This is a genomic window from Chromobacterium vaccinii (assembly GCF_000971335.1).
Classification (GTDB): Bacteria; Pseudomonadota; Gammaproteobacteria; order Burkholderiales; family Chromobacteriaceae; genus Chromobacterium; species Chromobacterium vaccinii.
In genome coordinates this window covers 1-6,249 of the sequence record NZ_JZJL01000096.1, presented here as the reverse complement: position 1 = coordinate 6,249, position 6,249 = coordinate 1, and the positions used below count along the sequence as shown (strand labels likewise).

General features: G+C 65.5%; 9 protein-coding genes. 2 read left to right on the top strand and 7 right to left on the bottom strand.

From position 1 onward, the window contains the following. The 7 genes from VL52_RS22525 to VL52_RS22500 form a co-directional block, all read right to left on the bottom strand. The coding region (locus VL52_RS22525) for a hypothetical protein (RefSeq protein WP_046159142.1) at positions 1–1,067 on the bottom strand (1,067 nt) is incomplete at its 3' end. Positions 1,068–1,175: 108 nt separating this feature from the next. Continuing rightward, positions 1,176–1,313 carry a hypothetical protein gene (locus tag VL52_RS25140; protein WP_021476592.1) on the bottom strand — a complete coding sequence of 46 codons (138 nt, stop codon included), beginning with the start codon at positions 1,311–1,313 and terminating at the stop codon, positions 1,176–1,178. Positions 1,314–1,329: 16 nt separating this feature from the next. Then, on the bottom strand, positions 1,330–1,584 hold the full coding sequence (locus VL52_RS22520; RefSeq protein ID WP_021476591.1) for a phage tail assembly protein: 255 nt from the start codon (positions 1,582–1,584) through the stop codon (positions 1,330–1,332). A 170-nt stretch (positions 1,585–1,754) separates the two neighbouring features. Further along, positions 1,755–2,279, bottom strand: coding sequence for a phage major tail tube protein (locus VL52_RS22515; RefSeq protein ID WP_046159141.1), 525 nt, complete (start codon positions 2,277–2,279; stop codon positions 1,755–1,757). Positions 2,280–2,281: 2 nt separating this feature from the next. Next, on the bottom strand, positions 2,282–3,724 hold the full coding sequence (locus VL52_RS22510; RefSeq protein ID WP_046159140.1) for a phage tail sheath subtilisin-like domain-containing protein: 1,443 nt from the start codon (positions 3,722–3,724) through the stop codon (positions 2,282–2,284). Positions 3,725–3,726: 2 nt separating this feature from the next. Next, on the bottom strand, positions 3,727–3,921 hold the full coding sequence (locus VL52_RS22505; RefSeq protein ID WP_021476589.1) for a hypothetical protein: 195 nt from the start codon (positions 3,919–3,921) through the stop codon (positions 3,727–3,729). Next, positions 3,918–4,376 carry a Gp37 family protein gene (locus VL52_RS22500; RefSeq protein WP_046159139.1) on the bottom strand — a complete coding sequence of 153 codons (459 nt, stop codon included), beginning with the start codon at positions 4,374–4,376 and terminating at the stop codon, positions 3,918–3,920. The genes VL52_RS22505 and VL52_RS22500 overlap by 4 nt, the downstream gene beginning before the upstream one ends. A 232-nt stretch (positions 4,377–4,608) precedes the next feature. Between VL52_RS22500 and VL52_RS22495 the strand changes: the two genes are divergently transcribed. Next, positions 4,609–4,929: a Mor transcription activator family protein gene (locus tag VL52_RS22495; protein WP_046159138.1), complete on the top strand. Its 321-nt coding sequence runs from the start codon at positions 4,609–4,611 to the stop codon at positions 4,927–4,929. Between the two features lie 138 nt (positions 4,930–5,067). Further along, the gene (locus VL52_RS22490) at positions 5,068–6,222 is read left to right on the top strand and encodes a branched-chain amino acid ABC transporter substrate-binding protein (protein ID WP_046159137.1); all 1,155 of its coding nucleotides are present in this window, start codon (positions 5,068–5,070) and stop codon (positions 6,220–6,222) included. Positions 6,223–6,249 lie beyond the last annotated feature (27 nt).

The following is a 6,249-nucleotide window of genomic DNA, read 5'->3' as shown; positions in this document are numbered from 1 at the left end:
AGCTTGCCGTGGACGAAGTCCAGCGCTCTGCGCCACTCGCCCTTGGACAAAGCGGCATGCAGCTTGCCGCTGGCGTCGGCGATCACCGCGCCGCCGCGCTTGGCGTAGTCGGCCTTGCCGATCAGGCTCTTGCCGGCGTCGCCCGGCTTCAGATCGGACCATTTGACGCCGTCCAGGCTGCGCAGCGTCGCGCCGGCCAGCTGACCCGTCTTGGACACCACCTGGCCCACCGCCTCGGCGGTCTTGAGGCCATCCAGGATCTTGTCGACGCTGGGCAGCTTGCCGCCCAGTTTGGGATTGAGTTTGGCGTGGATCGCCTCCAGCGCCTTGCGCCCATCGCCCGTCGACAGCGCGGCGTGCGCCTTGCCGCTGGCCTTAGCGACGGCGGAGCCGGCTTTCTGGGCCAGATCGGCGGCGCGGATCAGTTCCTGCCGGGTCGGCAGGCGGAGCTTGCCAAGGGAGAGATCGATGCTGGGCCAGCGCCAGCCGGAAGAAGAGGAAGGGGAGGAGGGACGTTTGGCGGGCGCGTCGCCGGCGTCGTTGCCGCCGCTCCGATTGCCGCTCTTGCTCCCTCCCCCCTGGCCGCCGCGCCCGCTGGAGCGAGGCTCGCCCGCCGGCGGCAGATTGCGCTCGGCCTTGTCCTGGTCGCGGCGCTGGCTCTCCAGCTTCTGCTCGACCTGGCGGATGGACGCGCTCAGCCGGATCGAGGCCATCACCTCGATCCGGCTTTGCTGGATGCGCAGCGTCGACTGCAGCGCGCCGCCCGGCGCGATGTTCAGCGCCCGGCCGCGCCGCAAGCTGGCCTGCCAGGCTTCGTGCTGGCGGGTCAAGCGCCCGAGCGTGGCTTCCAGCTGGCGGTGCTGGCGCTCCAGCCGCGCCAGGTCCAGCCCGGCATAAGCCCGGCGCGTGCGCTCGACATTGCCGGCCAGGTCCTTCTGCGCGTCGGACAGGCGCAAGCTGCTCTTGCGCAGATCGTCCATCGCTGAGCGCGCGGAGCGGAAGGCGTTGTCGAACACCCCGGACAGCGTCGCGCCCACCTTAAGGCCGATGAAAAACTCGCTTACCATGGTGATTGCCTGTATTTGGGGAATAGAAAGGGCGATCGGCCCCGTCCCGGCGGGCGGGCGGCGGCCGATCAGGAAAAGATTCGGGCTGGGAGCGGCTGGGCAGCCGCCCTACATGGCGTCCAGCAGATGCTGCTGGCGTTCGTTGCGGCGCTGGACCTCGCGCTCGGCGACTTCGCACCAGAACCAGTAGTCGTCCATCGCCAGCGCGTCGATCTCCGACGGCGGCAAGTTCAGCACCGTCAGCAAGACCTCGTCGAACGATTTAAGCGTTGTCGGATCCGCCCACCATTTCGCGAAAGCTGTCGGCCAGCGCGCGGCTGTCGGCGATGTCCAGCTGGTCGATGTCTTCCAGCGTCAGACCAGTCATGCGGGCGAACAGGAAGTCTTCCTGATCGGCGTCGTCCTGGCTGTGGTGGCTGGCGGCCTTCAGGTCGGCGCGCTTCAGGCGCGCCACTTCCAGCGTGTCGATGCGTTGGCCGGCGGCGTTGGTGAACGGGTATTGCAGCTTGATCTGCATGATGGCTCCTTGAAGCGGGTTGGGACGCCGTCATTTTCCGGCAGCCCGTATCCCGGGTATGCGAAAGCGCTTTAGGGATTGGCTTTAAAAACGGCTGGCGGGGTCGGGAGGCAGCCTCCCCGCCTGCCGCTCCCAAGCGCCCGCGGACCAGGTCCGCGGGCGAGCCGGGATTAGCCGCCGATGTTCTGGCGGTACAGCTCCAGCATGTCGCTGCCGCCTACGCGGAAGATGTTGGCCATGTAGTCCAGCTCCAGGATGTCCTCGCCGTCCACCACCTGTTTGACGTAGGTGGCGGTGAAGGCGGAGCTGAAGTCGGCGTTTTCATGCTGCTTGAAAGTGCCCAGCGGGTTCTTCTTGAACATCACGGTCAGGAAGGTGACCAGGCTCACCTGCTGCAGGCGGCCTTGCGAGCCGTAGGTCTCGATGCTGGAACGGGCTTGCAGCTGCACTGCCTGGAACGGATTGGCGATGATCTTGGCCACGTCCTTGTACAGCGAGTTCCACTTGATCTCGCCTTCCAGCTTCTCGAAGCCGGCCGGCAGCTCGATCTTGCCGACCATGCCCAGCGCCTTGTGCTCCTGCATGATGGCGGACACGTCCGGCAGCTTGATCTCTTCGGCGCGGCCCAAGAGCGAGTTGCCGTTGATGTAGATGTTGGCGTTGGTGATGCGGTTGATTTCAATCTTGCCGGCCATGATTAATTGCCTCCTTTCAGGCTGAGCAGGTATTCCGAGGTGATCTCGGTTTCAAAGGTCAGGCGTTCCAGCGGCGGGGCCACGGTGTACTTGTAGCTGATCAGCAGGTGGCCGGCGGACAGCTCGGTTGCCGGATTGCGGGCCGGGTCGAACCAGGCTTTGAAGCCCAGCAGCGCGCCGTCGCCGATCAGTTTGCGGCCATAGCCGTTCACCGATTCCACCAGCGCGTCGATGGTGGCCTGGTTCAGCGGCATGTCGATGAACTGCTGGCTGAAGTAGCGGATGGACTCGTTGATCACGTCGCCGGTGCGGCGCACGTTCTCGAAGTTGCGCATGTGGCTGACGGTCGGCCAGGCCGCGGTGCGGTTGCCCCACAGGCGAAAGCCGGAGCCGTAGCTGTTGAACACGGTGGTGATGCCCTGTTCGTTGAGCTGATTCACCTCGCAGTTCGGATCGTCGATCATCGCCGACAGCTGGCGCTCGACCCCGACCACGCCGGCCAACTGCTGGTTGGAGCTGGACCACCAGAAGCCCTTGTCGTTGTCCACCTTGGCGCGCAGGCCGGCGGCGCGGGACGACAGCGGCTCGTAGCGCAGGCCGCCGTTGCCGTCGGCCACCATCACGTGCGGGTAGCACAGCCGGACGCGGTCGCTGGAGGTGTTGAAGTTGATGGTGCCCGTCGGGCCGCGGCCGGCCAGCGCGTCGGCGAAGGCGGTGCCGATCGGCGCGTCGACATAGGCGATGGCGTCCAGCTTGTCAGCCATCGCCGCCATTTCAGCAGCGACGGTGTTCTGGGTGCAGAAACCCGGGGCGATCAGCAGCTTGGCGAAGAAGCCGAACTTGTTGTAGGTGTCCTGCAGCGCCTTGAGGCCGGTGCGGTTGCCCGCGGCGTTGGCGACGGCGCCGATGATGTCGGCGGCGGTTACCTTGGACGGATCGGCGTAGTCGTAACTCACCTTCAGGTTGGCGCCGGAGGCGATTTTGCCAGTCTTCAGCCTGGTGATCTTGCCGTACACCGCATCCAGCACATAGTCCTGGCCGGCAACGGCAGTATAAGAGGAGGCGCCATCAGTGCTCTTGACCACCACATTGGCCACCGCCGGATACTTCAGGCGCGCGGAGTCGGTGGCCGGGTCCAGGGCCACGGCCTCGTCCGGGATCGTAGACTTATGCGCCTGCGACGTCGGGTCCAGCACGTTGATCACCACCACGGTGCCGGCGCCGTGATCGTAGATCCCGGTCAGCGCCTGCGGAATGGTGAAGCCGGGCAGCTGCGGGCCGAAAGCCGCCGCGTCTTTTTCCGACAGGGTCAGCGTGGTGACGTTGACCGCGCCGGCCGGCGCGGTGCCGATCAGGCCGATCACCGCCGACTTGACGGTGCGCACCGGGCGCGGGCCGCGTTCGACTTCGATCGTTTCAACGCCATGCAGATAGTTTGCCGCCATGCTTACTCTCCTTGTTCAGCGGTATGGGAAGGGATGGTTTCGCCCGCGGACTGCGCGCTCAGGTAGCCCAGCGCCACCAGGGTGCGGGTGTAGCTGTGTTCTTCCGGCATCTCCACTTCCTTGCCGGGAAACAGCATGATTTCCTGGCCGTCGCCCAGGGTGACGCCGCTGATCGGACCGGAATACAGATACTTCATGGTTGCTCCTCGTATGAGACTGCGTTAAGCATGATCACGGGCTCCAGGTCGGCCTCCGTCACTTGCAAGGTATCGGTGGCCAGCGCGATGGCGTAGCGCGCCACGCCGTCGCGGTAACCCAGAACGGTTTCCGACAGCAGCCACGCTGGTTGGCAATCCGGCGGGGCGAAGCCGAGGCAGGCCCGCCGTATCGCGTCCAGCGCGTCGCAATCCCCCAGCCCGGCGTCGCGCTGGTTCAGCAGCACCGTGATCGCCAGCTGCAGCGTGCGCACCTGGCCATAGCCGTCGCGCAGCGGGCCGAACTGGCTGCCGCGCAGGCACAGCAGCGCCGCGCCCTGCGGATGCGCCAGCGGATAGTCGTCCTCGGCTCCGGCGTAATACTCGACGCTCAGTTGCGGCGCCGCGCCGCGCAAGCGCGCCAACAGCGCGCCGACAATCTGGGAAGTGCTTGCCACAGCGGAACTCCAAGCAGAGGGGAAAAGGGACGCGCGGAAACCGCGCTCGGACTGCCGGCCAGCGGGGTTGCTTGCCGGATGTGGCGAAGAATGCAGCAGGGAGAGGGTGGGGTTCTTGTAGCCGCCATTACTAAATGCGGCACTGACATCGCGCTGACACCGGTCATCCGGCCCGCGATACGGGGAAATGGAACAATGCCATCCATCAGAACGACATCACGCGGGAGCGCACATGCAGGCACAACTTCGCAGCAAGGGACCGGAACTGCTGGCCGACCTGACCGACCACATCACCGCGGCGCTGCGGCAGCTGGCGAACACCGAGGACAGGCAGGCTGAGAAGATCGCGCGCGAAATCACCCGGCGCATGGCCCAGCACTGGGGCGGCCAGAACGTCTACTTTCCCTTGGGCAAGAGCAGCAAATCGGCCGAGCGCGACCGCTGCATCCTGGCGGAGTTCAACGGTTCCAACCACGCCTCGCTGGCGCAGAAGCACGGCATCTCGGTGCAATGGGTATACAAGATCATCAAGAACGCGCGCAGCGCCGCTTAACCATTCCGCACCGCTCTCCAGCTGAAGATCCTGCCGCCACGCCGATTGACAAAAGCAGGATCGGCCGACACAGTAAGCTCACGCCATGGCACCCGGCGCAATATCAAAATAAACAAAGAGCATCAGGAGAGATTCATCATGAAAACCCGACACAGTCTGCTGCTGTGCACCTTGGTGGCAGGCGTCGCCGCTTGCAACAAACCCGCCAGCCAAGCGCCGCAACAGGAACAGGCCGCCGCCGGTTCCGCGGTGGTCAAGATCGGCACCGCCAACCCGCTGACCGGCCCCTTCGCCCACTGGGGGCGCGATGCCGACAACGGCGTCAAGCTGGCAGTGCAGGAAGCCAACGCCGAGAAGCTGACCCTGGATGGCAAGCCAGTCACCTTCGAAGTGGTATCGGAAGATGATCAGGCCGACCCCAAGGTCGCCACCCAGGTCGCCCAGCGCATGGTGGACGCCAAGGTCGCCGGCATCGTCGGCCACCTGACCTCCGGCGCGGCCATCCCCGCTTCCCGCATCTACGCCGACGCCGGCATCCCGATGATTTCCGGCTCGGTCACCAGCCCGTCGTTCACCCAGCAGGGCTACCACAACACCTTCCGCCTGATCGCCAACGACCTGCAGCAAGGCCAGGCGCTGGCCAAGTACGCGGTGGACAAGCTGGGCGCCAAGCGCGTCGCCGTCATCGACGACCGCACCACCTACGGCCAGGGCCTGGCCGACGACTTCGCCAAGTCCGCCGAGCAGGCCGGCGCCAAGGTGGTGAAGCGCGAATTCACCACCAACACCGCCACCGACTTCATGGCGGTGCTCACCTCGATCAAGGGCGAGAAGCCCGACCTGCTGTTCTACGGAGGCATGGACGCCCAGGCAGGACCGATGGTCAAACAGATGGCCAAGCTCGGCCTCAAGGCCGCCTTCATGGGCGCCGACGGCGTCAACACGCCGGAGTTCGCCAAGCTGGGCGGCGACAACGCCGAAGGCAGCTACGCCTCCAGCGCCGGCGCGCCCAAGGAAAAACTGCCCGGCTACGGCGAGTTCAGCCAGAAGTACAAACAGCTGTTCCAGGCCGACATCCAGGCTTACGCGCCGTACACCTACGACGCCGCCAAGGTGCTGATCGCCGCGATGAAGCGCGCCGGCTCGGCCGAACCGGCCAAGTATCTGCCGGAAATCGCCAAGACCGACTACCAGGGCGTCACCGGCCCGGTGAAGTTCGACGCCAAGGGCGACATCCAGAACGCCACCGTTTCGCTGTACCAGCTGAAGCAAGGCAAGTGGGTGGGACTGTAAGCGTCCCTGTCGAACAGCAATAAAAAA